Annotated in this window: 29 protein-coding genes; 13 read left to right on the forward strand and 16 right to left on the reverse strand. The window is 72.9% G+C overall.

All coding sequences use genetic code 11. The features are described 5' to 3' along the window. Positions 1-19 precede the first annotated feature (19 nt). The 3 genes from ACLJOU_RS24525 to ACLJOU_RS24535 are packed head-to-tail and all read right to left on the reverse strand — an operon-like array spanning position 20 to position 2,594. Positions 20-502 (reverse strand): hypothetical protein, encoded by a 483-nt coding sequence (locus ACLJOU_RS24525; RefSeq protein ID WP_410570225.1) that lies wholly within the window; start codon positions 500-502, stop codon positions 20-22. After that, entirely contained in the window at positions 499-1,908 is a 1,410-nt protein-coding gene (locus ACLJOU_RS24530; protein WP_410570226.1) for an ATP-binding protein, read from the reverse strand. The genes ACLJOU_RS24525 and ACLJOU_RS24530 overlap by 4 nt, the downstream gene beginning before the upstream one ends. Beyond that, positions 1,905-2,594: a response regulator gene (locus ACLJOU_RS24535; protein WP_410570228.1), complete on the reverse strand. Its 690-nt coding sequence runs from the start codon at positions 2,592-2,594 to the stop codon at positions 1,905-1,907. Before ACLJOU_RS24535 ends, ACLJOU_RS24530 begins: the two co-directional genes overlap by 4 nt. 110 nt (positions 2,595-2,704) lie before the next feature. Between ACLJOU_RS24535 and ACLJOU_RS24540 the strand changes: the two genes are divergently transcribed. The 4 genes from ACLJOU_RS24540 to ACLJOU_RS24555 all read left to right on the forward strand — a co-directional run bounded on the left by ACLJOU_RS24540 (position 2,705) and on the right by ACLJOU_RS24555 (position 7,042). Continuing rightward, positions 2,705-3,631: a phosphatase PAP2 family protein gene (locus ACLJOU_RS24540; RefSeq protein WP_410570230.1), complete on the forward strand. Its 927-nt coding sequence runs from the start codon at positions 2,705-2,707 to the stop codon at positions 3,629-3,631. A 174-nt stretch (positions 3,632-3,805) separates the two neighbouring features. Next, on the forward strand, positions 3,806-5,176 hold the full coding sequence (locus ACLJOU_RS24545) for a pyridoxal phosphate-dependent decarboxylase family protein (RefSeq protein ID WP_410570231.1): 1,371 nt from the start codon (positions 3,806-3,808) through the stop codon (positions 5,174-5,176). A gap of 13 nt (positions 5,177-5,189) precedes the next feature. Then, positions 5,190-5,858, forward strand: a complete 669-nt coding sequence (locus ACLJOU_RS24550) for a GntR family transcriptional regulator (protein WP_410570233.1) — start codon at positions 5,190-5,192, stop codon at positions 5,856-5,858. 338 nt (positions 5,859-6,196) lie between these two features. After that, on the forward strand, positions 6,197-7,042 hold the full coding sequence (locus ACLJOU_RS24555) for an alpha/beta fold hydrolase (protein ID WP_410570234.1): 846 nt from the start codon (positions 6,197-6,199) through the stop codon (positions 7,040-7,042). Here the strand turns inward: ACLJOU_RS24555 and ACLJOU_RS24560 are convergent. Together ACLJOU_RS24560 and ACLJOU_RS24565 are read right to left on the reverse strand one after the other, a co-directional pair. After that, positions 7,016-8,020 (reverse strand): pirin family protein, encoded by a 1,005-nt coding sequence (locus ACLJOU_RS24560; RefSeq protein ID WP_410570236.1) that lies wholly within the window; start codon positions 8,018-8,020, stop codon positions 7,016-7,018. The genes ACLJOU_RS24555 and ACLJOU_RS24560 overlap by 27 nt on opposite strands. A gap of 46 nt (positions 8,021-8,066) precedes the next feature. Then, positions 8,067-8,414, reverse strand: a complete 348-nt coding sequence (locus ACLJOU_RS24565; RefSeq protein ID WP_410570238.1) for a hypothetical protein — start codon at positions 8,412-8,414, stop codon at positions 8,067-8,069. Positions 8,415-8,540: 126 nt separating this feature from the next. Between ACLJOU_RS24565 and ACLJOU_RS24570 the strand changes: the two genes are divergently transcribed. Then, positions 8,541-8,975 carry a single-stranded DNA-binding protein gene (locus ACLJOU_RS24570; RefSeq protein WP_410570240.1) on the forward strand — a complete coding sequence of 145 codons (435 nt, stop codon included), beginning with the start codon at positions 8,541-8,543 and terminating at the stop codon, positions 8,973-8,975. A 167-nt stretch (positions 8,976-9,142) separates the two neighbouring features. Further along, positions 9,143-9,421, forward strand: a complete 279-nt coding sequence (locus ACLJOU_RS24575; protein ID WP_410570242.1) for a hypothetical protein — start codon at positions 9,143-9,145, stop codon at positions 9,419-9,421. Between the two features lie 169 nt (positions 9,422-9,590). On the opposite strand, the gene ACLJOU_RS24580 is transcribed toward ACLJOU_RS24575, so the two are convergent. Beyond that, entirely contained in the window at positions 9,591-10,013 is a 423-nt protein-coding gene (locus tag ACLJOU_RS24580; protein WP_410570244.1) for a zinc-ribbon domain-containing protein, read from the reverse strand. 157 nt (positions 10,014-10,170) lie between these two features. Between ACLJOU_RS24580 and ACLJOU_RS24585 the strand changes: the two genes are divergently transcribed. Then, the gene (locus ACLJOU_RS24585; RefSeq protein WP_410570246.1) at positions 10,171-10,596 is read left to right on the forward strand and encodes a nitroreductase/quinone reductase family protein; all 426 of its coding nucleotides are present in this window, start codon (positions 10,171-10,173) and stop codon (positions 10,594-10,596) included. Position 10,597: 1 nt separating this feature from the next. Here ACLJOU_RS24585 and ACLJOU_RS24590 read toward each other — a convergent pair whose 3' ends face one another. The 4 genes from ACLJOU_RS24590 to ACLJOU_RS24605 form a co-directional block, all read right to left on the reverse strand. After that, entirely contained in the window at positions 10,598-12,622 is a 2,025-nt protein-coding gene (locus tag ACLJOU_RS24590) for a transglycosylase domain-containing protein (protein ID WP_410570300.1), read from the reverse strand. Positions 12,623-12,748: 126 nt separating this feature from the next. Continuing rightward, the gene (locus tag ACLJOU_RS24595) at positions 12,749-13,570 is read right to left on the reverse strand and encodes an ABC transporter permease (RefSeq protein ID WP_410570248.1); all 822 of its coding nucleotides are present in this window, start codon (positions 13,568-13,570) and stop codon (positions 12,749-12,751) included. Beyond that, positions 13,530-14,336: an ABC transporter ATP-binding protein gene (locus ACLJOU_RS24600; protein WP_410570249.1), complete on the reverse strand. Its 807-nt coding sequence runs from the start codon at positions 14,334-14,336 to the stop codon at positions 13,530-13,532. The genes ACLJOU_RS24595 and ACLJOU_RS24600 overlap by 41 nt, the downstream gene beginning before the upstream one ends. Then, positions 14,333-14,773 carry a MarR family transcriptional regulator gene (locus ACLJOU_RS24605; RefSeq protein ID WP_410570251.1) on the reverse strand — a complete coding sequence of 147 codons (441 nt, stop codon included), beginning with the start codon at positions 14,771-14,773 and terminating at the stop codon, positions 14,333-14,335. Before ACLJOU_RS24605 ends, ACLJOU_RS24600 begins: the two co-directional genes overlap by 4 nt. A gap of 43 nt (positions 14,774-14,816) precedes the next feature. On the opposite strand from ACLJOU_RS24605, the gene ACLJOU_RS24610 reads away from it, so the two are divergent. From ACLJOU_RS24610 to ACLJOU_RS24630, 5 genes are all read left to right on the forward strand, one after another. After that, entirely contained in the window at positions 14,817-15,065 is a 249-nt protein-coding gene (locus tag ACLJOU_RS24610) for a hypothetical protein (RefSeq protein ID WP_410570253.1), read from the forward strand. 221 nt (positions 15,066-15,286) lie between these two features. Further along, positions 15,287-15,841: a PspA-associated protein PspAB gene (gene pspAB / locus ACLJOU_RS24615; protein WP_410570255.1), complete on the forward strand. Its 555-nt coding sequence runs from the start codon at positions 15,287-15,289 to the stop codon at positions 15,839-15,841. A 101-nt stretch (positions 15,842-15,942) separates the two neighbouring features. Continuing rightward, positions 15,943-16,350, forward strand: a complete 408-nt coding sequence (locus ACLJOU_RS24620) for a VOC family protein (RefSeq protein ID WP_410570257.1) — start codon at positions 15,943-15,945, stop codon at positions 16,348-16,350. 81 nt (positions 16,351-16,431) lie between these two features. After that, positions 16,432-17,073 carry a hypothetical protein gene (locus ACLJOU_RS24625; RefSeq protein ID WP_410570259.1) on the forward strand — a complete coding sequence of 214 codons (642 nt, stop codon included), beginning with the start codon at positions 16,432-16,434 and terminating at the stop codon, positions 17,071-17,073. A gap of 107 nt (positions 17,074-17,180) precedes the next feature. Next, on the forward strand, positions 17,181-17,870 hold the full coding sequence (locus tag ACLJOU_RS24630; RefSeq protein ID WP_410570261.1) for a GNAT family N-acetyltransferase: 690 nt from the start codon (positions 17,181-17,183) through the stop codon (positions 17,868-17,870). Here the strand turns inward: ACLJOU_RS24630 and ACLJOU_RS24635 are convergent. The 6 genes from ACLJOU_RS24635 to ACLJOU_RS24660 form a co-directional block, all read right to left on the reverse strand. After that, positions 17,867-18,292 (reverse strand): DUF2269 family protein, encoded by a 426-nt coding sequence (locus ACLJOU_RS24635; RefSeq protein ID WP_410570263.1) that lies wholly within the window; start codon positions 18,290-18,292, stop codon positions 17,867-17,869. The genes ACLJOU_RS24630 and ACLJOU_RS24635 overlap by 4 nt on opposite strands. A 100-nt stretch (positions 18,293-18,392) precedes the next feature. Beyond that, the gene (locus ACLJOU_RS24640) at positions 18,393-19,670 is read right to left on the reverse strand and encodes a sensor histidine kinase (protein ID WP_410570264.1); all 1,278 of its coding nucleotides are present in this window, start codon (positions 19,668-19,670) and stop codon (positions 18,393-18,395) included. 197 nt (positions 19,671-19,867) lie between these two features. Beyond that, on the reverse strand, positions 19,868-21,298 hold the full coding sequence (locus tag ACLJOU_RS24645; protein WP_410570266.1) for a carboxylesterase/lipase family protein: 1,431 nt from the start codon (positions 21,296-21,298) through the stop codon (positions 19,868-19,870). A gap of 202 nt (positions 21,299-21,500) precedes the next feature. Next, positions 21,501-23,675, reverse strand: coding sequence for a xanthine dehydrogenase family protein molybdopterin-binding subunit (locus ACLJOU_RS24650; RefSeq protein WP_410570268.1), 2,175 nt, complete (start codon positions 23,673-23,675; stop codon positions 21,501-21,503). After that, positions 23,672-24,634 (reverse strand): FAD binding domain-containing protein, encoded by a 963-nt coding sequence (locus ACLJOU_RS24655; protein WP_410570270.1) that lies wholly within the window; start codon positions 24,632-24,634, stop codon positions 23,672-23,674. Before ACLJOU_RS24655 ends, ACLJOU_RS24650 begins: the two co-directional genes overlap by 4 nt. Then, a complete protein-coding gene (locus tag ACLJOU_RS24660; protein ID WP_410570272.1) occupies positions 24,621-25,073 on the reverse strand; it encodes a (2Fe-2S)-binding protein in 453 nt (150 codons plus the stop codon). The genes ACLJOU_RS24655 and ACLJOU_RS24660 overlap by 14 nt, the downstream gene beginning before the upstream one ends. Before the next feature lie 193 nt (positions 25,074-25,266). Between ACLJOU_RS24660 and ACLJOU_RS24665 the strand changes: the two genes are divergently transcribed. Further along, complete coding sequence (locus tag ACLJOU_RS24665) at positions 25,267-25,842, forward strand: TetR/AcrR family transcriptional regulator (protein ID WP_410570274.1); 576 nt, start codon at positions 25,267-25,269, stop codon at positions 25,840-25,842. The last annotated feature ends 123 nt before the right edge of the window (positions 25,843-25,965 follow it).

The raw sequence follows: 25,965 nt of genomic DNA on the forward strand, positions 1-25,965 counted from the left end.
GTCAAGTCGACATCGGCGCTCACGCCTGGCAGGTCTGGTACGGCAGCTGGACGTCCGGCCCGGCGAGGGCGATGGTGCCCTCGACGGAGGACGGGCTCTGCGCCGCCAGTGCGGCGAACGCGGTGCAGACCAGCTGGTTGATGCCGGCGGCGCTGATCGTCCGGAGCGGGAACGAGACGTTGACCGTCGTCGGCGGGCCGGGTGTCAGGGTGATCGCGCCGGAGCGGGGCAGCGCCGTCGTGTACCCGTCGGACGTCTCCGCGGCGGTCGGCCCGTCCAGCAGCATCGTCAGCGTGGCTTCGAACCGCGTCGGGAAGACGGCGGGCCGCGCGACCGGCACCGCCCGGTCGTCCTGGAGGAAGTAGAGGATCAAGTCGGTGGCGGTCCCGTCGTTCACCGGGTTCCGCAGCGTGGGGGCGGGACCCGCCGCGAGCACCGGCGTCGGCTTGATGCCGCACGCGCTCGTCAGCAGCAGCACGGCGAGGACGAAGAGTTTCTTCACGCCACCTCCCGGGGCAGGCGCAGCTCGAACCGGGCGCCGGTGCCGGTGTCGGCCGCGACGATGTCACCGCCGTGCAGCCGCGCGTTCTCCCGGGCGATGGACAGCCCGAGGCCGCTGCCTTCGGACCGGGCGCGGGCGGTGTCGGCCTTGGTGAAGCGGTCGAACACGCGCGGCAGCACGTCGGCGGGGATGCCCGGTCCGTGGTCGGTGACGGTCAGCACGACGTCACCGTGCTCCTGCCGCAGCACCACCTCGACCGGCGGTGCGCCGTGCCGCAGCGCGTTGCCGACCAGGTTCGCCACGACGATGTCGAGCCGCCGCCGGTCGAGCCGGGCGGTGATGCCCGGCGGCAGGTCCGCGACCAGGCCGTCCCCGGGGGCCCAGCCGCGGGCGGCGAGGCTGTCGGTGACCGCCGCCGCGACGTCCAGCTCCTCCCGGCGCAGCTCCGCCCGCCCGGCGTCGAACCGCGAGATCTCGATCAGGTCCTGCACCAGCCGGGTCAGCCGGCGCGTCTCGGCCGACACCAGCCGGGCCGCGACGGCGGTGTCCGGCGGCAGCTGTTCGGCGTCCTCGTCGAGGACGTCGGTGACCGCGTTCATCGCCGCCAGCGGCGTCCGCAGCTCGTGCGAGACGTCGGCGACGAACCGCCGCGCGTCGGCCTCCATCGCGCGCAGCGTGCCGACCGTGCGCTCCAGCTCCGCGGCGGTGTGGTTGAACGTGGTGACCAGCTGCGCGAGTTCGTCGGAGCCCTTGGCCCGCAGCCGCACGTCGAGCCGTCCGCGGCCGAGCTGGCTCGCCGCGGTGTTCAGCGCGCGCACCGGCCGCAGCACCTGCCGCGCCGCGAGCAGCGCGACGCCGACCGCGAACGGCAGCACGAGCGCGGAGAACAACCAGGCGTGGCGGGCCAGGTCGTCGATCGCCTGCTGCTGATCGGTCAGCCGCGCCATCGCGTAGACCTCGAGCCCGCTCGGCTTTCCCGCGCTGGTCTGCACGGGCACGCCGACGAAGAACAACGGGAAGCCCTGGACGTCGACGCGCTGGAACTGGATGTTGGTGCTGGTCGCCACGGCGTGGCGCAGGTCGGCGGGCACCTCGTCGATCGACAGGCCCGACGTCGCGTGCAGCTGCCGGTAGACCACGAGCGCGTTGCTGGACTTGAGCGCCGTCGCGAAGGACTCGAGCGTGGCCTGGGACGCCGGCAGCGACACGGTCGGCAGGTACGCGCTGATCTGGTCGCGCAGCTTCAGCATCGTCTGGTCCTGGATGCCTTCCAGGATGGCTCGCCGCGCGAAGACGTAGCTCGTGCCCGCCGCGGCGGTGGCGCCGAGGATCATGATGACCGCGAACGCGGCGACCAGCCGGGGCCGCAGCCCGGCGAGCCACGAGCGGATCCGCGGTGCCGTCACGAGCGGCCGAACCGGTAGCCGAACCCCCGGACGGTCTGCACGTACTCGGGTTTGGCCGGCACGTCCTCGATCTTCGCGCGCAGCCGCTGCACGCAGGCGTCGACGAGCCGGGAATCCCCGAGGTAGTCGTGGTCCCACACGGCGGAGAGGATCTGCTGGCGGCTGTAGACCTGCCCGGGCGTGCGCGAGAGCTCCAACAGCAGCTTGAGCTCGGTCGGGGTGAGCGACACCGGGGTGCCGTGCTTGGTCACCTCGAGGCCGGCCCGGTCGATGACGAGGTCGCCGTGCCGCTCCTCGGCCGCCGCCGGCTCGCCCGGCCGGTCGGCGGCCGCCCGGCGCAGCACCGCCCGGATCCGCGCGTCGAGCACCCGCGGTTCGACCGGCTTGGCGACGTAGTCGTCGGCACCCGCTTCGAGCCCGGCCACGACGTCGAAGTCGTCGCTGCGCGCGGTGAGCATGATGATCGGGACCGGGCCCGCCGCGCGCATCCGGCGGCAGGTCTCGAAGCCGTCCATGCCGGGCAGCATCAGGTCGAGCACCACGAGGTCGGGCCGGTGGTGCACGAGCACCTCGATGCCGCGCTCGCCGGATTCCGCGGTGTGCACCACGTGTCCCTGCCTGCGCAGGGCCAGCTGCAGCCCCTCCCGCACCGCCGCGTCGTCCTCTACCACCAATACCTCGGCCACGGCGCCATTATTCGGAAAAGCGCACGTCATGGCGACCCGGGCCGATCTTGTAGCAAAACCATGACATGGCACTGACGGAATCCCGAAACGCGCGCTCCAGACTCGGGGACATGGCAGTGATCCTTTCCGACGCACCCTCCGCGGCCCGCCCGGACGGCCCCGCACCCGTGACCCGGACGGCGTCCCGCACGGCGGTGCTGGCGGCGGGCGCGGCCGGGTTCGTGCTCGCGTTCGTCGCGGCCTACCTGCTCTTCGTGCGCACCGAAGCCGGCCGCGGCGTCGAGAACGGCGTCGTCCGCAGCGCCCAGTCCGCGGGGACCACCGTGGACTGGGCGGCCCCGCTGCGGGACACCGACCTGGTGGTGCTGCTCGGCGGGGTCGCGGTGCTGATCGTGGCGATCTCCCTCGCGCGGCGGCGGCCGGCCCTCGGCGTCATGGCGCTGGTGCTGCTGGCCGCGCCGCTGGTGGTGGCGCAGCTGCTCAAGCTGTACGTCCTGGAGCGCCCGAGCACCGGCGACCGCCTCGGCGTGGCGAGCCACAACAGCTTCCCGAGCGGGCACGTCAGCGCGGCGATGGCCGTGCTCGTGGCGCTCGCGATCGTCCTGCCCCGCCGGTTCCGGCCGATGGTCCTGGTGACCGGCGGCGCCGGCGTCGCGTGGGTCTCGGCGGCGGCGGTGGCACTGGGCTGGCACCGGTTGAGCGACACCGTCGGCGGCTGCTTGCTGGTCGCCGCGGTCACCTGCGCCGGGGCGGCGGTGGTGTCCGCCCGCCGCCCCGACGGTGACCGGGTGCCGCCGATCCCGGTGCTGACCGGCTTGCTGGCCCCGTCGGCCGTCGTACTGGCCGGCTACGCGGTCCTGGCGACGGCGACGTCGGGCGCGGCCCAGTTCGTGGCGGCGCTGGTGCTCGCGGCCCTTTCGGCGATGGCGGTGGTGCTGCTGCTGGCGGGACCACTGCAAAGGGTGGCGTTCGACCCGGCCGAGACCCGCGTGCGCCGCCTGCGGCGGCAGATGCGCGTGCGCCGCCTCCGGCGGTAGACCCGCGTGCGCCGCCTCCGGCGGTAGACGCGCGTGCGCCGCCTCCGGCGGTAGACGCGCGTGCGCCGCCTCCGGCAGCAGACGCGCGTGCGCCGCCTCCGGCAGCGGTGACCGGGCCAGTTTCGGGCGATTGGCCCGCGACAGCGGACGCCGCCCGCGCCTAGCGTCGGGAAGATGGACCCGACGCTCGCCGATGACCTGCACGCCCTGCCCGATCTCCTCGCCGCCGCAAGCAAAGCCGCGGCGGAAGCACTCGCCGGGCTGGCCGACCGGGCGGCCGCCGTCCCGCCCGTGGCCGTGGCACCGGCGCCCCTGCCGGCCGAAGGTGCGGGGGCGCGGGGCGCGCTGGAGGAGTTCGCGCGGCGCTGGGAACCCGGCTTCGCCGCGAGCGCCGGTCCGCGGTATCTCGGGTTCGTCACCGGGGGCGCCACCCCGGCCGCGCTGGCCGGGGACTGGCTCACCGCCGCCCACGACCAGAACCCCGCCAGCGGCCTGGATTCCTCCGCGCAGGACCTGGAACGCGAGACCGTCGGCTGGCTGGCCACGCTGTTCGGGCTGGGCCCGGAGTTCTCCGGCGCGTTCGTCACCGGCGCCACGATGTCCACGGTGACCGGGCTGGCCATCGCCCGCGAGTGGCTCGGCGAACGGACCGGCGTGACGGTCTCGGCCGAAGGTGCCGCCGCGCTCGGGCCCGTCACCGTGCTCTCCGGTTCGCCGCACTCGAGCGTCCTGAAAGCGTTGTCGCTGCTGGGAATGGGCCGTTCGGCACTGCGGAAGGTGCCGGTGCTGCCGGGCCGCGAAGCGGTCGACGTCGCAGAACTCGCCGAGGCGCTCGAAACGCTCGACGGCCCGGCCGTCGTCGTCGCGAACGCGGGGACGGTCAACACCGTCGACTTCGACGACCTGCGGGCGATCGCCGCGCTCAAGCAGCGGTACGGGTTCTGGCTGCACGTCGACGCCGCGTTCGGCGGGTTCGCCGCGCTGGCGCCGGAGCACGCGGAACTCACCGCGGGCCTCGACCAGGCCGACTCGGTGGTCGTCGACCTGCACAAGTGGCTCAACGTGCCCTACGACTCGGCCGTCCAGTTCACCCGCCGCCGCGACCTGCAGCTGCGCGTGTTCAGCAACAACGCCGCCTACCTCGGCGAAATCGGCGAGACACCGGACTTCCTGCACCTCACGCCGGAGAATTCCCGGCGGCTGCGCGCGCTCCCGGCGTGGTTCTCGCTCGTGGCGTACGGCCGCGCCGGGCACCGCGAGATCGTCGAGCGCTGCGTCGCACTGGCCCGGGACCTGGGCGCGCGGATCGACGCTTCGCCCCGCTGGCACCTCCTGGCGCCGGTGCGGCTCAACGTCGTCTGCTTCGCCCCGGCGGGGGAGGCCGACATCGACTCGCTCGTCCGCGCCATCGCCGAGGAGGGGACCACGTTCCTCACGCCGACGGTGTACGACGGCCGCCCGGCGTTGCGCGCCGCGTTCAGCAACTGGCGGACCACCGAAGCCGACGTCGACCGCATCTTCGCCGTGCTGGAGCGCCTGGGCTGACAGCTGGGCATATATGGTTTCCTACATGATCTCCGCGGGAAAACCGGCCGCCAAGTCGCAGCTGGCTTACGAGACGATCAAAGCCCGGATCCTCGACGGCCGGTACGGGCCCGGCTACCGGCTGGTGCTCGACCAGATCGGCCGCGAGCTCGACGTCAGCGCGGTGCCCGTGCGCGAGGCCCTGCGCCGGCTGGAGGCCGAGGAGCTGATCGAGTTCGAGCGCAACGTCGGCGCCCGGGTGGTGGCCGTCGACCCGGTGGCGTACCGGCACGCGATGCAGACGGTGGCGATCGTCGAGGGCGCGGCCACCGGTCTCGCCGCGCCGCTGCTGACGGCGGAAGCGCTGGGCCACGCCCGCGAGCTCAACGACCGCATGCGCCGCAGCCTCGCCGAGTTCGACCCGGTGGCGTTCACGGCGCTGAACGCCGAGTTCCACGAGGTGCTGTTCGGCGCGTGCCCCAACCCGAACCTGGTCGACCTGGTCCACCGCTGCTGGACCCGCCTGGCCGCGGTCCGCGACAGCACGTTCACCTCGGTCCCGGGCCGCGCCCCGCAGTCGGTCGAGGAGCACGACCGCCTGTTGGCTCTGATCGAAGGCGGCGCCGAGCCGGACGAGGTCGAGCGGTTCGCGCGAGGACATCGGCTGGCGACGTTGGATGCCTATCTGGCGCGGGAGCGGTGAACTGGGAGGCGGCACTTTCACGTGAAAGTGCGCCCTCGGGAGGTCGGGCGGGTGCGTTGGAGGCTTACCTCGCCGGGCAGCGGTGAGCTGGGGCGCCGGGTGGTGCCTGTTGGAGGCTTGTCCGGCGCGGGAGCGGTGAGGTGGGGTTGTCGGGTCGGGCCGTTGGAGGCTTATCTCACGCGGGAGCAGGAGCGCCTCGGGTTGGCGTTGCGGGAGGTCGATCTCGTGCGGGAGACGGGAGGCGTCGGGGTTGGCGATGTCGTGGGCTTGTCCGGCGTGGGAGCAGTAACCGGAATCGCCGTCTTGTCCCGCCGCCCGGCGGGTGCCAGGGTCGGCGCGTGCCGATCTTCTCCGCGCCGGACGGAACCGCGCTCGCTTGCCACCTCTCGGGTTCCGGCGCCGAACCACCCGTGGTGTGCCTGCCCGGCGGCCCGATGCGCGCCGGCGCCTACCTCGGCGACCTCGGCGGGGTGCGCGCCCGGCGCCGCCTCGCCGTGCTGGACCTGCGGGGCACCGGGGACTCCGAGCCGCCCGCCGACCCCGCCACCTACCGCTGCGACCGCCAGGTCGAGGACGTCGAGGCCCTGCGCAAGCACCTCGGCCTCGAACGGTTCGCCCTGCTCGGGCACTCGGCCGGGGCGAGCCTGGCCGTCCGGTACGCGGCCCGGTACCCGCAGCGCCTGAGCCGGCTGGCGCTGATCGCGCCGAGTCCGCGGGCCGTCGGCTTCGACGTACCGCCCGGCGAGCGACGGCGGATCATGGCCCGGCGGGCCGGCGAGCCCTGGTTCGCCGCCGCGGCCGCCGCCTACGAATCGATCGCCGCGAAGAAGGCGACCCGAGCCGACTGGACCGCCTTCGCGCCGCTCTACTACGGCCGCTGGGACGCGGCGGCCCGCCGGCACCAGGCCGGCGAACCCGGCCAGCGCAACGCCGCGGCCGCCCGGATCTACAACTCCGCCGGCGCGTTCGAGCCCGAGGCGACGCGTGCCGCGCTCGGCGCCGTCACCGCGCCGGTGCTGGTGCTGACCGGTGACCTGGACTGGATCGCGAGCCCGGCCGTCGCCGGCCGCTTCGCCGCGCTGTTCACCGACGCCCACGTCGTTGTGCTGCCCGGTGCCGGGCACTACCCCTGGCTGGACGACGCGCCCGCGTTCGCCTCAGCCGTGGGCGGCTTCCTGGCTTGAGGCGGGGTTGCGGCGCGGCTTGATGCGCACGGCGGGCAGCGCGGGAGCCGACAGGCGCTCGCCCGGATACCCGGTGACTTCGCCGAACTGCTCCGACCCGGCTTCCCAAGCCGCCCGGAACTCGGCGATTTCTTCGTGGGTGCGGCCGACGAAGTTCCACCACATGAGGATTTCCTCCTCGAACGGGGTGCCGCCCAGCAGCAGGAACCGGGCCGGGTCGGCGCCGCGGTTGCTGAGGGTCAGGGAGCGCACCCCGGTGCCGACGTAGCCCAGCTCCGCAGCCCGGACGTGCGTCCCGGCCACGAAGACGTCCCCGGTGTCGACGAGGACGCCGTGCTCGAAGCCGGGGTCCACGCCGAGGGACATGTGCGCGTCCGGGCCCAGCACGACTTCCGCGCCCAGCAACGGGGTGAACGTCGGGATCGGGGAGGTCCGCCCGGCCAGCGAGCCGAGGAACACGCGGATTTCCGCGCCCTCGATGCGGTTCACCGAAGGGACGTAGTGGTCGAAGGCCCGCGCGGTGTGCCGGTGCCGTTCGGGCAGGGCGACCCAGAGCTGGACGCCGTGCAGCGTCTTCGTGGCGGCGGTCGAGACCTCGGAGTGGCAGATGCCGTGCCCGCCGGTCATGAGGTTCAGTTCGCCGGGCCGCACCATGGCGTGCGTGCCGAGGCTGTCCCGGTGCTCGATTTCGCCGGAGAAGAGCCAGCTGACGGTCTGCAGCCCGGTGTGCGGGTGCGGGGCGACGTCCATCGCCCCGGCGCCGGCGACCTCGTCGGGACCGTAGTGGTCGGCGAAGCACCAGGCCCCGATCAGCGACCGCGACCGCTGCGGAAGGGTACGCCGCACCCGCATGGCCCGCGGACCGCCGAGCGGAACCTCCCGAGGAGCGAGGACCTCGACACCCGGCCGTTCCGGATCGACGGCGGCGGGCCGATCACCACAGGCGAGTTCGGCGGGGGAGGCCTCGGTGTTGCTCATGCCCGCCACGGTAGTCGCGATCGGTGAGGGAGGTGGGTGGGCGGGGTCACGGCGGAGACTGCGGGCTCGGACAGCTCGCCGCCGCCCGGCCCTCGCGGTGATCCACCACCTCCCGCGCAAGTCCACCCATCCGAGTGAGATCCGCGGCGGTGTCAACCGCCTTCACTCCCGCCTTCCGAGGGGTGTGCAAGGCCGGCAGCGCGCACGCCTGGTCTTCGCACGCGGCCCCGGGCACGACCACCGCGGCGGCCTGCTCCTGCGCACGTCCACCCAGCGTGTGGTCACTTTCCGGCACCGAACGCGTGGCCTCTTCGACCGCGCCCGCGACGAGGTCGCCCAAGTCCGCCAGCAGGCGGGCGCGCGTGCCCGGTTCCCTCTCGAACGTGGTCGGCACGGCGGGAGGAAACCACCCCGTTCGGGTGTCGGCATCCGGTCGCCCGGCCCGGAACTGTCGGACCCCCGTGCTCTCCTCATCGGCGACGGCGGTGCACCCCGCACCCGGCGGAAAAAGGAGAGTCCGATGGCAGGCGAAACCACGCTCACGGTGGTCGGCAACCTCACGACCGACCCGGAACTGCGCTTCACCCCGGGCGGTTCGGCGGTCGCGAACTTCACGGTCGCGAGCACCCCACGGGTGTTCGACCGCGAATCCGGCGCCTGGCGCGACGGCGACGCGATGTTCCTGCGCTGCAGTTTGTGGCGCCAGTACGCGGAAAACGTCGCGGAGTCGCTCGTGCGCGGCACCCGCGTGGTCGTCCACGGCCGGCTGAGACAGCGGTCGTACGACACGAAGGAGGGCGAGAAGCGCACGGTGACGGAGCTGGACGTCGAGGAGATCGGCCCGTGCCTGCGGTACGCGACGGCCAAGGTGACCAAGCTCAGCCGCGCGGCGGGGGGTGAGGGCAGCAGCTCCTGGACACCGGAACCGGTGGCGGCGGGCGACCCGCCGTTCTGAGCCCGTCCGCTCGCGGTTCGCCTCCGAACACAGTCGACGGGCTTTCGACCCGCGCTGGATCGCCCGAGGTGACGATGAGGGGACGCTCCAGCCGGCCTCGCTGTCGAACTCCCGTCCACCGAATCGACGCAGAGGTAGCGGCCGAACCTCGAGCGGGAGGAACCGACATGATCGGGAACGAGAACACCGGTTCACCGGCGGTCAACCACCGGGTGCGGGCCATGCTGCGAGCCGTCGGTGCCGGCCGCGCCCGGGTGTCCTGCAGCAGCGAACCGGACCTGTTCATCGACGGCCTGTCGTGCGGTGACCAGTTCGCGGCCCACACGCTGGCCCACCAGGGCCTGGTCCGCGCGGCCCGCCCGGGCCGCCCCGGCGAGCTGGTCCCGGCGGTCCTGACCCCCGCGGGCCGCGCCCTCATCGCCCCCGACGAGAGATCGGCCGCCTGACCCGGCGACCGGCGTTGTTTGACAACTCGACAGTGAAGCATGGCCACGGCGGAACCGGGAGCCGGAGACGGCGCCCGCGGCGGGCCGGGGTGCGGGCTTCGAATCCCTGCAGCGGTGAGAAAACGGCGGGCGGCCCGGGTCGCACCGGGCCGCCCGCCACAACCGGTGCCTAGTGACCCTGCTGCGGGAACTGCCCCTGCTGCTGACCCTGCTGCGGCAGCTGCCCCGGCTGCGGGAAGCCCTGCGGCTGCGAAGGGTGCTGCGGATATCCCTGCGGCGCGGACCCCGCCTGCGGCGCACCACCCTGCGAAGGGTGCGGCGGGTACCCCGGCGCGGCCTGCTGCGTGCCCTGGCCCTGCTCCTCCTGGGCCTGCAGCCGGAGCGCGTCCTCCTTCGGGATGCGGTTCTCGATCCCGCAGAACGTGCACTGCGCCGTGTACTTGACGCTGATCGGGAACAGCGGGATGAAGAACAGCGTGAACTTCGTGACCGCCTTGCGCACCGCGTGCGAAGCAGGGTTGCCGCACCGGCCGCACAAGAACGTCGTCATCGCCAGCACGTAGATCCGTGTACGCCAGCCCCAAATCAGCATCGGTCTTCTCTCTTTCGGTTCTTCCTTCGCCCGGCAGCCTCGCACACCGTGGCCTGCGGCCGGGGCGGTTTCGGCGATCCCGTCCCGACCGGGATCCGGCGAACCGGACATTCGGTCCGTTCCGCGGCGGCCGGCGCGGGCGGACTAGATTGGGATCATGCCGAGCGACTTCGCCCTGAAGACGATGAATGCCGTGCACCGCGGCCTGATCAAGCTCACGGGTGGGCGGGTGGGCTGGCAGGTCGCCATGCCCGTCCTGGAGCTCACCACCATCGGCCGCAAGAGCGGGCAGCCCCGGTCGGTGCTGCTGACTTCGCCCTACCAGGAGGGCGAGACGCTCGTGGTCGTCGCTTCGCGCGGTGGCGACGACACGCACCCCGCGTGGTTCCTCAACCTGCGCGACCGGCCCGAGGTCGAGGTGTCGCTCAAGGGCGGCCCGAAGCGGCCGATGCGCGCCCGGGTCGCCGACGCCGAAGAGCGCGCGCGGCTGTGGCCGAAGATCACCGCCGACTTCAAGAACTACGCGCAGTACCAGACGAAGACCGAGCGCGAGATCCCGCTCGTCTTCCTCGAACCGCGGTAGGTCACGACCGCGCCTGCAGGTAGGCCGGGTCGGCGGCGGGGATCGGCTGGTCGGGCACCCCGGCCAACAGCCGGCTCATAGCGTGGAAGTACGGCGGCGCGGCGACCGTGCCGCCGAACGCGCCGTGGCCGCAGTCGCCGAGGTGCACCGGCGTTCCCGGGCAGATTTCCCGCGGGTGCGGCCCGTCGGCGAACACCATGGACGACACCGCGTAGCCGTCGACGCCCCCGACGAAGGCGACCGATTCGCTCAGCTGCGTCGTGCCCGTCTTGCCGATGTCCGGCCGGGTCCAGCCGGCCGCGCGGGCCGCTTCGGCGGACGTGCCGCTCGTGGTGTCCTTGCTCAGCCCCGCTTCCAGGGTGTCGGCCACGCCCTGGGGGATGACCCGTTCGCACGCCTGCTGCGGGACGGGTACGGCGTTGCCGTTCCGGTCGGTCACCGACAGGATCGGGTTCGGCGGGCACCACACGCCGCCGCTCATCAGCGTTGCCGAGACGTTGGCCATCTCCAGCGGGCTGACCGGGCTGTTGCCCAGGGTGAACGACAGCAGGTTCCCGAAGTACTGCGACTGCGGCTCGCTGTACTGCGGGTTGCCCGACTTCGGATCCGGCGTGCGGCCGGCGTCGTTGGTCGCCAGGGTGTTCCGCAGGCCCAGCTTGTATGCCATGTCGAGCACGGCGGGCATCCCGACCTGGCTCTCCAGCCCGACGAACGCGACGTTCGGCGACGTCGCCAGCCCGTCGGCGAGCGTGATCGGGTCCGCGTAGTGACCGTCGTTGTGCACGGTGTAGCAGGGTGCGTGCGCGTCCGGCGCCGGGAAGCACTGGCTGTCCGGGTTGGGCAGCGGGGTGTCGAGGCCCGCCTTGCCGGTGACGAGCGCCGCGGCCGAGGTGAAGATCTTGAACGAGGAGCCCGCGCCGAACTCGTTGCTCGCGTCCGCGACGATGTCGGTCGACGTCTCACCCCGGGCCGGGTCGGTGCCGTAGTCGCGGTTGGCGACCATGGCGAGCACCTGGTGCCCGTCCTGGCCCGGCTGGACGACGGCGAAGGTGTTGGCCACGCCGTCCTGGGTGGTCGGCACGTTCGCGTCGACGGCGTCCTTGGTCACCTGCGAGACGCGGGGGTCCAGCGTGGTCTTGATCGTGTACCCGCCGGTGGCCAGCCGGTCGGCGGTGAACCCCGCGTGCACCAGGTAGGTTTCGGCGTAGGCGCAGAAGAACCCGGCGTCCGGCGCCGCGCCGAGGCACGTACCCGACGGCGTGACCGGGCCGTTCGGCAGCAGGCCGAGCGGAGCCGCCTTCGCCGTCGCCGCGTAGGAGGCCGGGAGGGAGCCGTTGCTCACCATGTCGTCGATGACGAGGTTGCGGCGCTGCAGCGCTTTGTCCGGATGGGTGTACGGGTTGTAGACGCTGGGGTTGTTCACCATTCCGGCGAGCAGCGCGGCCTGCGGCACCGTCAGTTTGTCCGGTGTCGTGCCGAAATACGCTTTCGCCGCCGCACCGACCCCGTACACGGTTCCGCTGAATTCGACCACGTTGAGGTAGTCGGCCAGGATGTCGTCCTTGCGCATGGTGGCGTTGAGCTGGACGGCCATTTTCGCTTCGCGCAGCTTGCGGGCGAGAGAATCCTCGCGGTCGGCCTGCTGGGCCGCGGGGTCGGTCCGGTCCACGACGTTGATCAGGTAGTTCTTGACCTCTTGCTGGGTGATCGTCGACGCGCCCTGCAGTGCGCCGCCGGCGCTGTCGTTGACCGCCGCGCGCAGCATTCCCTGCACGTCGACGCCGCCTTCGGTGTAGAACCGGCGGTCCTCGACCGCGATGATCGCGGCCTTCATCGTGGTCGCGATCCCGGCGGCGGTGACCGGCAGGCGGTACTGCGCGTACAGCGTCGCGATCGGGGTGCCGTCGCGGTCGGTCACCGTGGTCACCAGCGGCGGATCGGCGGCGGCGAGCTGGGCGGAAATGGCGTCCACCGAATCGCTGACCTGATTCGAAAGCAGGCCCGCGCCGATGGCGGCGGGCGCCATCGTCCCGGCCACCAGAATTCCGGCGAGCAGGCACAACCCGGCAAAAGGGAGCACACCCCGGCGACGTTTCACGATTCCGAGATTAGGCAGCCGGCGATAAAGCTTCCGTTCGGTGAGACATGTGCCTCACCGGGCCAACCTGCCGAGAAGGGCCGATGCGACCGAAACGGCCACCGCGGTCGCCGCGGCCAGCACCGCGAAGTCGGTCCCGAGGTGGGCCGGCGTCCCGATCAGCAGGCCGCGCAGGGCATCGACCTGGTAGCTCAGCGGGTTGACGTGGCTGAGCACCTTCAGCCACGACGGCATCAGGTCCACCGGGTACAGCGCGTTGGAGCCGAAGAACAGCGGCATGGTGATGGCCTGCCCGATGCCCATCAGCCGTTCCCGCGACAGCACGATCCCGGCGATCACGATGGACAGGCAGCAGAAGAACGCCGACCCGAGCACGAGCACGACGGCCATCGCGAGCAGCTTCACCGGGTTGGCGGTCAGCCCGACGCCGAGGACCGCGGCCAGGATCAGCACCATCAGCGCCTGGACGAGCGCGCGCACCCCGGCCGCGAACGCCTTGCCCGCGACGAGGGCCGCGCGCGGGGTCGGGGTCACCAGCAGCTTGGCGAGCACCCCGGCGTCGCGCTCCCAGATGATCTGGATGCCGTAGAAGATGGCGATGAACAACGCCGACTGGGCCAGGATGCCCGGCGCGAGGAAATCGAGGTACGGCGTCGAGCCGGTCGGGATCGCGCGCAGCCGGGTGAACGTCTCGCCGAAGATCAGCAGCCACAGCGCGGGCTGGATCGCCCTGGTGAGCAGCTCGGTCTGGTCGCGGCGCAGTTTCTGCAGCTCGACCAGGCACATCGCGCCGACGCGCGACCCGAGCACGCGCAGCCGGCCCAGCGGGCCCGGGTCAGCCGAGGCGGCGGGCGGTACGGCGAGTGGCACGGACACCGCGGATCCCTCCTTCTTCGCTCGTGAGGCCGTTCCCGGTCACGGCCCGGAACACGTCATCCAAAGTGGACTCCGGGCCGAGGTCGCTCTCCAGCTCGGCCGGAGTGCCCAGCGCGCGGATCCGGCCGGCGTGCATCAGCGCGACGCGGTCGCAGTACTGCTCGGCTTCGTCCATGTAGTGGGTCGTGACGAGCACGGTCATGCCGGTGGCTTCGCGGATCGAGCCGATGCGGTCCCACACCGACGACCGCGCGACGGGGTCGAGGCCGATCGTCGGCTCGTCGAGGATCAGCAGCCGCGGCGAGCTGACCAGGGCCTGGGCGAGTTCGAGCCGGCGGATCATGCCCCCGGAGTAGGTCTTGGCCGTGCGGTCGGCGTCGTCGGCCAGCCCGACCAGGTCCAGGGCCAGCCGCACCTGGTCGGCCCGTCCGCGGCGAGGCACGTCGAAGAGCCGCGCGAAGAGCGCGACGTTCTCGCGGCCGGTCAGTGCGCCGTCGGCGGACAGCTGCTGCGGGACGTACCCGATCAGCCGTCGCACGGCCATCCGGCGGCGGGCGACGTCGACGCCGAAGACGGTGATGCGATCCGGCGTGGTCGGCAGCAGGGTGGTGATCATCCGGAGGGTGGTCGTCTTGCCGGCTCCGTTCGGGCCGAGCAGGCCGAACACCTCGCCGGGGTGGATCTCGAGGTCCACGCCGTCCACCGCGCGGGTCGCGCCGAACGAGTGGCTCAGGCCGGTGCAGCGCACCGCCGCGGGTTCGGTCATGCCTGCTCCTTCAGGAGAGCCGTGAGTTTTTCGAGCGCGGGCAACGCCTGTTCGATGGCCGCGGTGTCCTGTTCGGACAGTTCGGCGAGAGCGTCGGCGACCAGCCCGGTGCGGGCCCGGCGCCAGGCCGCCATCCGGTCGGCGGCCGCGGCGGTCGCCACCAGCCGGGCCGCGCGCCGGTCGGCGGGGTCGGCCTCGCGGTGCAGCAGGCCCGCGTCGACGAGCTGGTTCACCAGCGTGCTGACGGAGTTGTTGGCCAGGTGCAGTTCGCGTGCGGCCGCGGCGACGCCGATGCCGGGGTGGTCGGCCACGACACGCAGCAGCTCGACCTGGGCACCGGGCAGGGGCGGTCCGGGCGAGCCGGCGCGGACCCGGCGGCGCACCACCCGGCGGATCCCCTGGACGGCGCCCAGCAGCCGCTCGGCGAGTTCGGTCATGCTCTCGAAGGTAGCTCTGACCCAGATCTGTTAGCAACGCTAAATGTCTGGTTGGCGAGGAAAGGGCGGATCAGTCGCGCGTGGCTTCGGCGAGGGCCAGGTCGAGCAGACCCGGGAAGCGCTGGTCGAACTCGACCGCATTGTCGAGGTCCGCGGCCCCGGCACGTTCGCGCAGTCCCTGGCGGCCGCCGGGACGTGCCACGCCGAAATCGCGCTCGTCGGCCGCAGCGGCCCCGCACTCGATCTCACGGACCTGGAGAACTTCGGCAAGGTGGTGATCGCCACCGCGTGAGGCGAGAGGGATACCGCTGATCGGCGGAACCTACCCGGAGTGACCGTTCGGCGGCCGGCCGGTGCCGTTCGCCGCGCCGCGGTGGCTGTTGCGGTCCGGAACGCGTGCCTCGGGCGCATGATGTCCTCTCCGGTCCCGCGTCCCCGCGCCTGACGTCCACAGTGGACACTGCCAGTGCGCCCGGTCCGGCGGCCTCCGCAATGAGGATAGGAACGTTCGTCGTGACCCTGCTGGACAGCAAGCTCGTCCGGTGCTGGACCTCCCGCCCGCACCTGCAGTCCCTCTACAGCCTCGCCGCGGCCGCCCCGCGGGTGCGCGCCGCGCTCGGCCTCGCGCCCACCGGCGGCGGCACGGTCGACTTCAAGGTCGACGGGGACGCGCTGGCGCGCACCCGGGCGGAGCTGATCGCCGCGACGTCGGCGCGGCTGCCGGTGCACCCGCTGGTGACGCAGGACCTCCACGGCCGTTCGACGGTCCGGTGCTGGCGCCGCAACCGCGACCTGCGCGTGCTGACCGGCGACCTGGTCGACGTCGCCGACCGGCTGGCCAGGGCGGGCTACGGCGGCTGCCTGCGGTTCGCGACCGTCGAGTTCGCCGAGCCGGCCGGGCGCCGGGAGGGGAAGCTGGCGCTGGTCTACCTGTTCGACCGCGGCACCTTCCACACCGCGGCGCCGGGGGCCCGGCCGCTGGACCGGGCCCTCGAGCTGCGGGCCCGCGCCGCGCTGCACGGCTCGCTGCCGATGGAACCCGTCGCGCAGCGGCGGTTCGTGCTCTGAACCGTGCCGCCGGACCGGCCGCGGCCTGTGAAAATCCGCCGATTGGCGCAGGCCCGGCGCTCTGCGAGGATGCTGGTCTCGTCCGATCGAAGGAGATGGCCGTGGCTTCTCGCCTCAACCCGTACCTGAGCTTCCGCGACGACGCGCGGCAGGCCATGGAGTTCTACAAGGGTGTCTTCGGCGGCACGCTCACCCTGAACACGTTCGGGGAATTCGGGGCACCCGAAGGCGCGGACACGGACAAGGTCATGCACGCCCAGCTGGAGGCCGAAAACGGCTTCACGCTGATGGCGTCGGACACCCCGACCGGGATGGAGCACAACCCGGGCACGAACATCTCGGTCAGCCTCAGCGGGGACGACGCCGACGACCTGCGCGGCTACTGGGACAAGCTGAGTGACGGCGGCACGGTGACGGTTCCGTTCGAAAAGCAGATGTGGGGCGACGAATTCGGAGCCTGCATCGACAAGTTCGGCATCCCCTGGATGGTCAACGTCGTGCAGGGCTGACCGCGAGCCGTTGCACCCGGTGCCCCCGTCGGTGACGATGGGGGCACCGGCGTGGCGTGGCGCCGGGCCGAAGGAGGCCCGATGGCGGGTTTTCCCTGGACGTGTGCACAGTGCGGCGCGGTCAACGACCCCGCCGCCGGCCGCTGCGGCACCTGCGGCGGCTTGGCGCCGGGCCGGGCCCGCGCGCGGGCGTTGTGGGTCCTGCTGACTCTGATGCTGGTCGCCGGCCTCGCGGTGGGCGGGGTCCTGCTGTTCACCGGGCGCCCGCGGCCCGCGCCGGCCGCGTCGGGGCCGTTCCCGCAGTACACGACACCCGTGCTGCCGACGACCAGAACCGTGGTCACGACCGCGAACGGCGTCACCCCGCCGGTCACGCCGTCAGTCACGCCGTCGTCGACGACGACGACGGCGAAGGACAAGCCGTGCCCGCCGGACGCGGCGCGCTACCTGCCGGGCGGCACCGGAACGGCCCTGCTCGTCGGGCAGACCGGGAAGTCCGTCGTCACGATCTGCCGGACCCCCGACGGCCGGCTCTTCTACGACGGCCAGGCCCGCGGGCAGGCGGCCTCCGGCGACACCCACATCACGCTGCCGGCCGAGGCGTCCGGGGACGGCTTCGTCGCGGTGAACGGGGACTACCGCTACCAGGTCGGCGGCGGCAGGCTGGTCGTGTCGGCCGGCTCGGAAGTGCTCTCGAACGAGGAGCTGACCACGGTCGGCTGAGCGCAGGACAGCCCGTCCACCGGCTGCCCGCCGAGCCCGAGGGCGGCCCCCGACCCAGGATGTGGGAGTGACCGCGGCCACCGGCCGGGTGTCCGCATGCTGGAGCCATGGCTTCTCCGCTGGACAACCCGACCTGGGCATCGCTGACCGGCCCGCACGCGCACTTCGCGGAACGGCAGGGGCGCGTGCTGCGCTACCCGGAGGACGTCGCGCCGTTCCTGGCCCTGCCCGACGGCCCCCGCGAGCAGGACTGGCTGGACGTCGCCGAGCTCGCCGGGCCGGGGGCGACCGTCGTGATCGCCGCGGCCACCGCGCGGCCGCCGTCCGGCTGGGAGGTGCTCGACGAGATCCCCGGCGTGCAGCTGGTCGACGAGGGGGTCGCGGCCGCGCCCGACCCGGAGGCCGTCCGGCTCGGGCCCGCGGACGTGCCCGAGATGCTCGACCTCGTCGAGCGGACGCGGCCGGGACCGTTCCGGAAGCGGACCGTCGAGCTCGGCACGTACCTGGGCATCCGGCGCGGCGGCGCACTGGTCGCGATGGCCGGCGAGCGGCTGCACCCTCCAGGCCACACGGAAATCAGCGCGGTCTGCACGGACCCGGCGTACCGCGGCCAGGGGCTGGCGACCCGGCTGGTGCTCGCGGTGGCCGCGGGCATCCGCGAGCGCGGCGAAATCCCGATGATGCACGCGGCGGCGGGCAACACCTCCGCGATCCGCCTCTACCTCTCCCTGGGCTTCGCCCTGCGGCACCGGCCGGACTTCGTGGCGGTCCGCGTCCCGCTGGCGGTCGGGGTCTAGACACCGGTCGACGACCCGGGCCGGACGATCATCAGCACCGTCACCGCCGCCCACAGCAGGTTGAACACGCCGGTCAGCATGGCCAGCCGGCCGAGGGTGTCCGAAGTGGACTCCTCGGCCAGCGCCCGCCGCTGGCGCGGCAGGATCAGCAGGGCGAGCACGGCGGCCGCGACCGCCGTCAGGCCGATCGACGTGAGCAGCCACGGGTCGCCCATGACGTGCATCGTGCCGGCGACGCCGAAGCCGAACACCGGAACCGCGATGGCGGCGTAGGCGTAGACGCGGCAGATGCGGTGCAGCAGGGTCGCCGCCTTGACGTCGTCCCGCCGGACCGCGGCGGGGAACATGCTGGCCGCGACGGCGACCGGGCCCACGGCGAGGATCGCCGCCAGGACGTGGATCGAGAGCAGGATTTTCGACACGCGCCGAAGTTAGCGATCTTCGCGGGCGTGGGGGAGTGGCTGGATTGCCACGAACCGCCGGGATCCGGCCAACCAGGGCCGGGAGCCGCCGTCGCGTGGCTCAGCCCGGCACCCACATGGTGACGCGGGTGCCGCGGCCCGGCTGCGAATCCACTGTGCCGTGTCCGCCGACCTCGGCCAAGCGGGCCATGATGGACTGGCTGATGCCGAAGCCCGGCGGCCGGGCGCCCACGTCGAAGCCCTGGCCCTGGTCGCGGGCCACCACCGCGATGCCGCCGTCGCGCTCCTCCACGCGGAGCACGACCTGCTTCGTCCCCGAGTGCTTGACCGTGTTGCGCAGCGCTTCCCGGACCGCTTCGCACAACGCGGTGCGCCGGTCCTGGGAAACCTTGTGGTCGTCGGCGAAGTCCGCGGCGACGAGCTGGGTGCGCAGGCCGTCGCGCGCCAGGTCGGTGGCGACGTCGGCGAGTTCGACCGCGAAGCTCCGCGTCGTCCCGCTCGGCACCGGCTCGGTGATCCGGCGGCGCAGCTCGGCCGCTTCCGCCTTGGCGACCGAGCGCAGCTCCGACAGCCGCGCGGCGGCCTGGGCGTCGTCGCCGGGCGCCGAGATGGCCAGCGCCTCGAGGGTCTGCAGCACGCTGTCGTGCATGATGCGCCGGGTCCGGTGGCGTTCGGCTTCGCGCCCGCGCCGCAGCCCGATGTCGACCGCGAACCGCGTGCCGACGCCGAGCAGGATCAGGATGGCCACGGCGAGCACGATCGCCACGGCCAGCGCCACCATGCAGCCGATCGACCGCGTCAGGGCGAGCTGGTTGCCCAGCGGCAGGCCGCCGGCCAGCGTCAGCGCGGCCCGGAGCGGGACGGCCGCGGCGAACAGCCACAGTGCCGCGGGCAGCCCGGAGGTCCCCGCCCACATCGCGACCGAGCCGACGAGCCAGGTCCAGGACACGTCGACGGCGAACGGCTGCACCGGGGCGGGCGCGGTCATCGCCACCACGAGGTTGAGGGCCACGCCGAGCGAAAGGTCCAGACCGAGGGCGCGCCCGGTGAGCCGCGCCCGTAACCCGCCCGCACGCAGCACCCAGAGCACCGCGACGGTGTTGACCACGACGGCGAACACGGTGGCGCCCAGCACCGGCCCGAGCCCGAGCACGCCGTTCGCCGCGGTGAAGCCGATGAACACCTTGACGAACGCGGCGATCCGGTAGGCCAGCGGAACGACCACCCAGTAGCGCGAGGCCCGGGCGAGCGTCGCGTCCCCGACGGCGGTGAGGTCGCCGCTGTCGGAAACGGGCTCGGCGGGCTCCGCGGGTGTGCCGCTGCGCAGCAGTGTGCGGACTAAGGCGCGTGGCGGTGCGGCAGAGCCCGCCTCGGGCATCGGTGGTCCCCATTCATCCGGCCGTCCGGGCGGCCTGAGCCTGGCAGCGCGGCAGGCCGGTCGTCAACTGTCCGGGCCCGGAGCCAGCCCGCGGGAGCAAAGCCCTCGACCAGTTCGTGATCTGCGCCCGGGCACGCCGGTGCCGGGTTCGGGCCGCGGCCGCGCGGGGCTCGGTTCACCGGGCCGCGCCGCCCTGTTCAGTACGCGTGGAACATCGTGTCCTCGCCCGTGTACTCCGCCCAGCCCGGGGCACCCGTCGTCGCGAAGCGGAGCCAGGCGCCGTTCAGGTCGGCGGCCAGCTCCTTCGGCGGGTTCTCGCCGAGCAGGCCGCGCGGGCCCGAGACCGCGTCCGGCGCGCCGAACACGAACGGCAGCTCCAGCCCGTGGCACGCGCCCAGCCGGCCCTCGAGCAGGGGCGAACCCCACTCGAACTCGTACCGGAACGTCCGGCCCTTGTGGTTCTCGGCCAGGTCGCGCACGCCGTCGCGGAAGACCAGGTCCGTCAGGGCCTCGACCAGGACCTCGCCCGCCGTCCGGCCGGATCCGAGACCGTACGCGTACAGCACGCCCGCCGGGTCCGGGTGCGACACCGCCAGTGACGCCACCGCCTGGTCGTCGGTGACCGCTTCCAGCGCGCCCGTCGGCACCAGGTAGAGCCGCATCTCTTCGCTGCAGCTGCCCGCGATCAGGTCGACGTCGCGGCCCGCGCCCGCCTTGATCGCCTTGCCCGGGTGGTGCGGCAGGACGTCGTCGCCCACCACCGGGAGGAAGGGGCTCAGCCCGTACCCGCGGTCGTAGCCCAGTGCGTCCCGCAGGTCGGGCGCGCCGCCCGGGCGCAGGACCGCGTCCTGCGCGTCGAGCAGCTGCTCGGTCGACACCTTGCGGAACGCCTCCGCGGTCGGTTCCGCCTTCAGTTCGTCGGCGACCACCTTGGCCAGCCGCCGGGCCTGGACGCCGTCGCGGACCATGTCCGGGTGTCCGCTTTGGACGATCGCGCGGCGGAACAGCCCGGCCGAGAGCGGCGAGCCCAGCAGGCAGGCGACGCTGACGGCGCCGGAAGCCGAGCCGAAGAGGGTGACGTTGGCCGGGTCGCCGCCGAACGCGGCGATGTTCTCCCGGACCCAGTGCAGGGCCGCGAGCTGGTCGCGCAGGCCGAGGTTGGTCGCCCCGCCGTCCAGCGGCAGGAACCCGTCGATGCCGAGCCGGTACTGCACGGTCACCAGCACCGCGCCGGCGCGGGCGAACGCCGTGCCGTCGTGGACCGCGGCGGAGGCGGCACCCCCGAGGAACGCCCCGCCGTGCACGAACACCAGCACCGGCAGCGCCGCGCCGCCCGGCTGCGGCGTCCAGACGTCCACCGTCAGGTACTCCGGCCCGGGTCGCCAGCCGGTGCCGGTGAACGGGGTGAGGTCGAGGCCCGGCACGTCGTGACGGCGTTGCGGCGCCGTCGGCCCGGGTCTCCGCGTGTCGCGGACGCCCTCCCACGGCGGCGCGGGGACGGGCTCGGCGAAGCGGAGTTCGCCGTCGGGCGCGGCGGCGTAGGGGATACCGCGGAAGAGCGCCACGCCGGCGGGGGTGATCTGACCGCGGACCGCGCCGGACGTGGTGGGGACGACGGGGTCGGTCATGCGGAGGGTCCCTTCGTGGACTGTCGGGGGAAGCGCCCGTCAGCCTAGGACCGCGGACGGGCCGCCGTCATGGGCGATCCGTCTCCCGCGTTGTCGCGGATGGATAACGGCGTCCGGCCCGGATCCGCCAAGCGGACGAAGACGCCGTGAATTTCCGGTGCGGGGTGGGGAAGGACGCCCGGAGCCGCCCTTCCCCACGCCCTCAGCCTTCGAGGAGGTCCTCGATGGTGATCGGGATGTGCCGGACCCGGATGCCGGTGGCGTTGTACACGGCGTTGGCGATCGCCGCCGCCATGCCGACCGTGCCGATCTCGCCGAGGCCCCGCGCGCCCACCGCGTTGTGCAGGGTGTCGGGGTACTCGACGAACTGGACGTCGACCTCCGGGATGTCGGCGTTGACCGGCAGCAGGTAGCTCGCGAAGTCGCCGTTGGCGAGCCGGCCGTTGGCCTCGATCTCCAGACCCTCGTGCAGTGCCGCGGAGACACCCCAGATCATGCCGCCCATGAGCTGGCTGCGGGCGGCCTTGTCGTTGATGATCCGGCCGGCGTCGAACACCCCGAGCAGCCGGGACACCCGCGCCTCCCGGGTCCACTTGTGCACCCGGACCTCGCAGAACTGGGCACCCCACGAGGCGAACGAGTGCTTGGTCATCTCCTCGCCGGGCGCCGACGTGCCGGTCACCTCGAGCGATTCGCGGCCCACGGCCCGCAGCAGCTCGCCGAAGGTCATCGAGTGGCCGTCGGCGAAGACGCGGCCGTCGGCGTAGGTGACCTGGCGGCCTTCGAACGGCGCGCCCGGATCGGCGGCGAGCGCGGTCAGTTCGTCGATCGCCTTCGTGGCGGCGAGCATGATCGCCGTGCCCGCGCTCGCCGTCGCGGTCGAGCCGCCGGACATGCCGCCCGGCGGGAGGGCCGAGTCGCCGAGGCGCGGCACGATCCGGTCCGCCGGGATGTCCAGCGACTCGGCGCCCACCAGGGAGAGCACCGTCAGCAGGCCGGTGCCGGGGTCCGCGCCGCTCGTCGCGACGACGGCGGTGTCGTCCGCCCGCAGCGTGACGCCGACGGTCGCCGGGAAGCGCAGGGCGGGGAACACCGCGGTGGCCACGCCCATGCCGACGAGCCAGTCGCCGTCGGTGCGGCTGCCCGCCGGGCGGTGCGCCCAGCCGAAGCGGTCCGCGCCGATCCGGAAGCACTCGTCGAGGTGCTTGCTCGACCACTGCAGGTCGTGCCCGGGCGGGGCGGTCGAGTTGTTGCGGGCGCGCAGCTCGATCGGGTCCATGCCCAGCTTGACGGCGAGCTCGTCGATCGCGCTTTCCAGCGCGAACGATCCCGGCGCCTCGCCGGGGGCGCGCATGAACGTCGTCGGCGGGACGTTCAGCGGCACGATCTTCTGCGTGATGGACAGGTTCTTCGTGGCGTACCACTCGCGCGAGGTGCCGTGCGACGTCGGCTCGACGAACGAGCGGGCGGTGTCGGTGTGGCACCACGAGTCGTGCCGCAGGGCGACCAGCGTGCCGTCCGGCTCGGCGCCGATCGCGAGCTTCTGGACCGTCGCGGCCCGGCCGGCGGTGGCGGTGAAGACCTGTTCGCGGGTCAGCGCGGCCTTCACCGGCCGGCTCAGCGCCCGGGCCGCCGCGGCGGCGAGGAACGCCGGCGTGGACGTCCGCCCCTTGCCGCCGAACGCGCCGCCGACGAACGGGTTGACGGCGTGGACGGCTTCCGGCGCCAGCTCGAACGCCATGGCCAGTTCGGCCGCCTGCATGTGGGACGCCTGGTTCCCGCTGTAGACGGTCAGCTCGCCCTCGTCCCACACCGCGACCGCGGAGTGCGGTTCCATCGCGGCGTGGTTCTGCGTCGCGGTCGTGTAGGTCGCCTCGACGACCACCGGGCTCGCGGCGAGGGCGGCTTCGATCGATTCGACGCCGTCTTCGAGCACCTCGATTTCCGGGGGAGCGCCGTCGAAGCCCGGTGACGCGGGTTCCGCCGTGGCGAGGCCTTCGGCGAGCGAGGTCCGGGCCGGCCGCGTGCGGTAGGCGACTTCGACCAGGCCCGCGGCGTCGCGGGCCTGCTCGAAGGTCTCCGCGACCACGAAGCCGATCGGCTGGCCGTAGTAGGTGACTTCCTTGTCCTGCAGCGGCACCCAGGTGTCGCCGAAGATCGGCAAGCTGGGGGTGCGCAGCGTCAGCGAGTCGAACGACGTGTACACCCCGAGCACGCCGGGCGCGTCCTTCGCCGCGGAGACGTCCATCGCTTCGATTTCGCCGTGGGCGATGGTGCTGAGCACGACATAGCCGTAGACCAGACCGGGGAAGGTGTGGTCGGCGCCGTACTTGGCCTGGCCGGTGACCTTCAGCGGCGCGTCGAGCCGGGTGATCATCGGGAACTCCCCTCGGTCAGTTCGAGCAGCGCCCGGACGATGGTCCGCTGCAGCAGCGGCACTTTGAACGCGTTGGCGGACAACGGGCGCGCGCCGTCGGTGGCCGCGGCCGCGGCCGCCTCGAAGGTGGCCTGGGTCGCCGGCGCGCCCCGCAGCGCCTCTTCGACGGCCGGCAGCCGCCACGGCACCGTCCCGACGCCGCCGGCCGCGATCCGGGCGTCGGCGACGACCCCGTCCCGCACGTCCAGCGCGACGGCGGCGGAGCACAGCGCGAACTCGTAGGACTGCCGGTTGCGCACCTTGACGTAGGTGGAGTTCGCGGCCCAGTCCAGCCGGGGCACGATCACCTCGGTGATCAGTTCGCCGGGGCGCAGGTCGTTCTCCAGCGCGGGGGTGTCGCCGGGCAGGTGGTAGAAATCGCGCAGCGCGACTTCGCGGGTGCCTTCGGCGCCGGCCAGCTTCACGCGGGCGTCGAACGCGGCGAAGGCGACGGCGACGTCACTGGCGTGCGTCGCCACGCACGAGTCACTGGTGCCGAGGATGGCGTGCATGCGGTTGGCGCCCTCGATCGCGGAGCAGCCGCTGCCGGGCTCGCGCTTGTTGCACGGCATCGCGACGTCGCGGAAGTACGAGCAGCGGGTGCGCTGCAGCAGGTTCCCCCCGATGCTCGCCATGTTCCGCAGCTGCTGCGACGCGCTCAGCAGCAGGGCCCGCGAGATCGCCGGGTAGACCTGCGGGTGGGCGGCGATGGCGCTCATCCGCTCCAGCGCGCCGAAGCGCAGGCCGTCGCTCGTGTCGATGCCGCGCAGCGGGACCTGGTTGATGTCCAGGACGTGTTCCGGCGTGAGGACGTCGAGCTTCATGAGGTCGACGAGGGTCGTGCCGCCGGCCAGGAACGTGCCGGGCGTCGCGAGGGCGGCTTCGACGGTGGTCGGTGCGCTCAGCTCAAAGGGACGCATCGGCCCGCCTCGCCTGCTCGACCGCCTTGACGATGTTCGGGTAGGCCGCGCACCGGCAGAGGTTGCCGGACATGAACTCCCGCACGTCCTCGACGTCCTGCTCGACGGCGGCGACCGCCGACATGATCTGCCCGGCGGTGCAGAACCCGCACTGCAGGGCGTCCTGGTCGACGAACGCCTGCTGCACCGGGTGCAGACGGTCCTCAGTGGACAGTCCTTCGACGGTCGTCACGGGCTGCTTGACGGTGGCGGCCAGGGTGAGGCACGAAAGCACGGGCCGGCCGCCGACGTGCACGGTGCAGGCACCGCACTGCCCCCGGTCGCAGCCCTTCTTCGGGCCGGTGACGGCGAGGCGCTCGCGCAGCGCGTCCAGGAGCGTGACGCCGGGGTCGACGTCCAGGTGTTCGGTTCTGCCGTTGACTTCGAGTGAGATGTCCACTGGTCTCTTTCCGCGGAGCCGGGTGGTTGCCCGACGGTGTGGTGGGGCGGTGAAAGGCGGGAGCGGATACTCATCCGCTTCACTCGCCGCGAGGCTAGCGGATTACAATCCGCTTGGCAACGAAGCGGACAGGCTGGAGTTGCTCCGGTACTCGGCTAGATTCAGCGGGACGGCACGACCACCGGGAGGAACGATGACGACCGGTTCGGTCAGCCCGCGCCGCGCGGACACGCGGCGCAACCACGAACGCATCCTGGCCGCGGCGGCGGCCTCGCTGGCCGACACGGGCGAGGTCTCGTTCAACGCGATCGCCAAGCAGGCCGGCGTCGGCGTCGGCACGGTCTACCGGCACTTCCCGACCCCGGAGGCGCTGATCCTGGCGGTCTACCGGCGGGAGGTCCGGCACATCGTGGAGGTCGTGCCGGTGCTGCTGGAGAAGCACGCCCCGGACGAGGCCCTGCGACTGTGGGTGACCGACCACGTCGCCCACTACATGATGACCAAGAAGGGACTCGCCGACGCGCTGCGCACGGCGACGGCGGCCCGGGGCGAGCTGCCGGGTGACGCCTTCGAGGACATGCTCGGCGCGGTGGCGGCGATGCTCGAAGCCAACCGGGCGGCCGGCACGGTCCGGCCGGGCCTGACACCGGTGCTGGTCATGCGGGGCATGGGCGGCCTGCTCTGGCTCGACCCGAACGGCGACTGGAAGCGCGACGCGGCGGAACTCGCCGACCTGCTCTGGCACGGGATGGCCGCGGAGCCCGGCTAGGGCCTGTCCTCAAAGCTGGTGCGGGTGATCTGCTTTGATCTTCGGTCGTGGTGCGTAGGCATGAGCTGACCGACGAGCAGTGGCAGGTCATCGAGCCGTTGCTGCCGGTGTCGGGGGCGAAGG

The sequence above is a fragment of the Amycolatopsis sp. cmx-4-61 genome, assembly GCF_046548775.1.
Lineage (GTDB): Bacteria > Actinomycetota > Actinomycetes > Mycobacteriales > Pseudonocardiaceae > Amycolatopsis.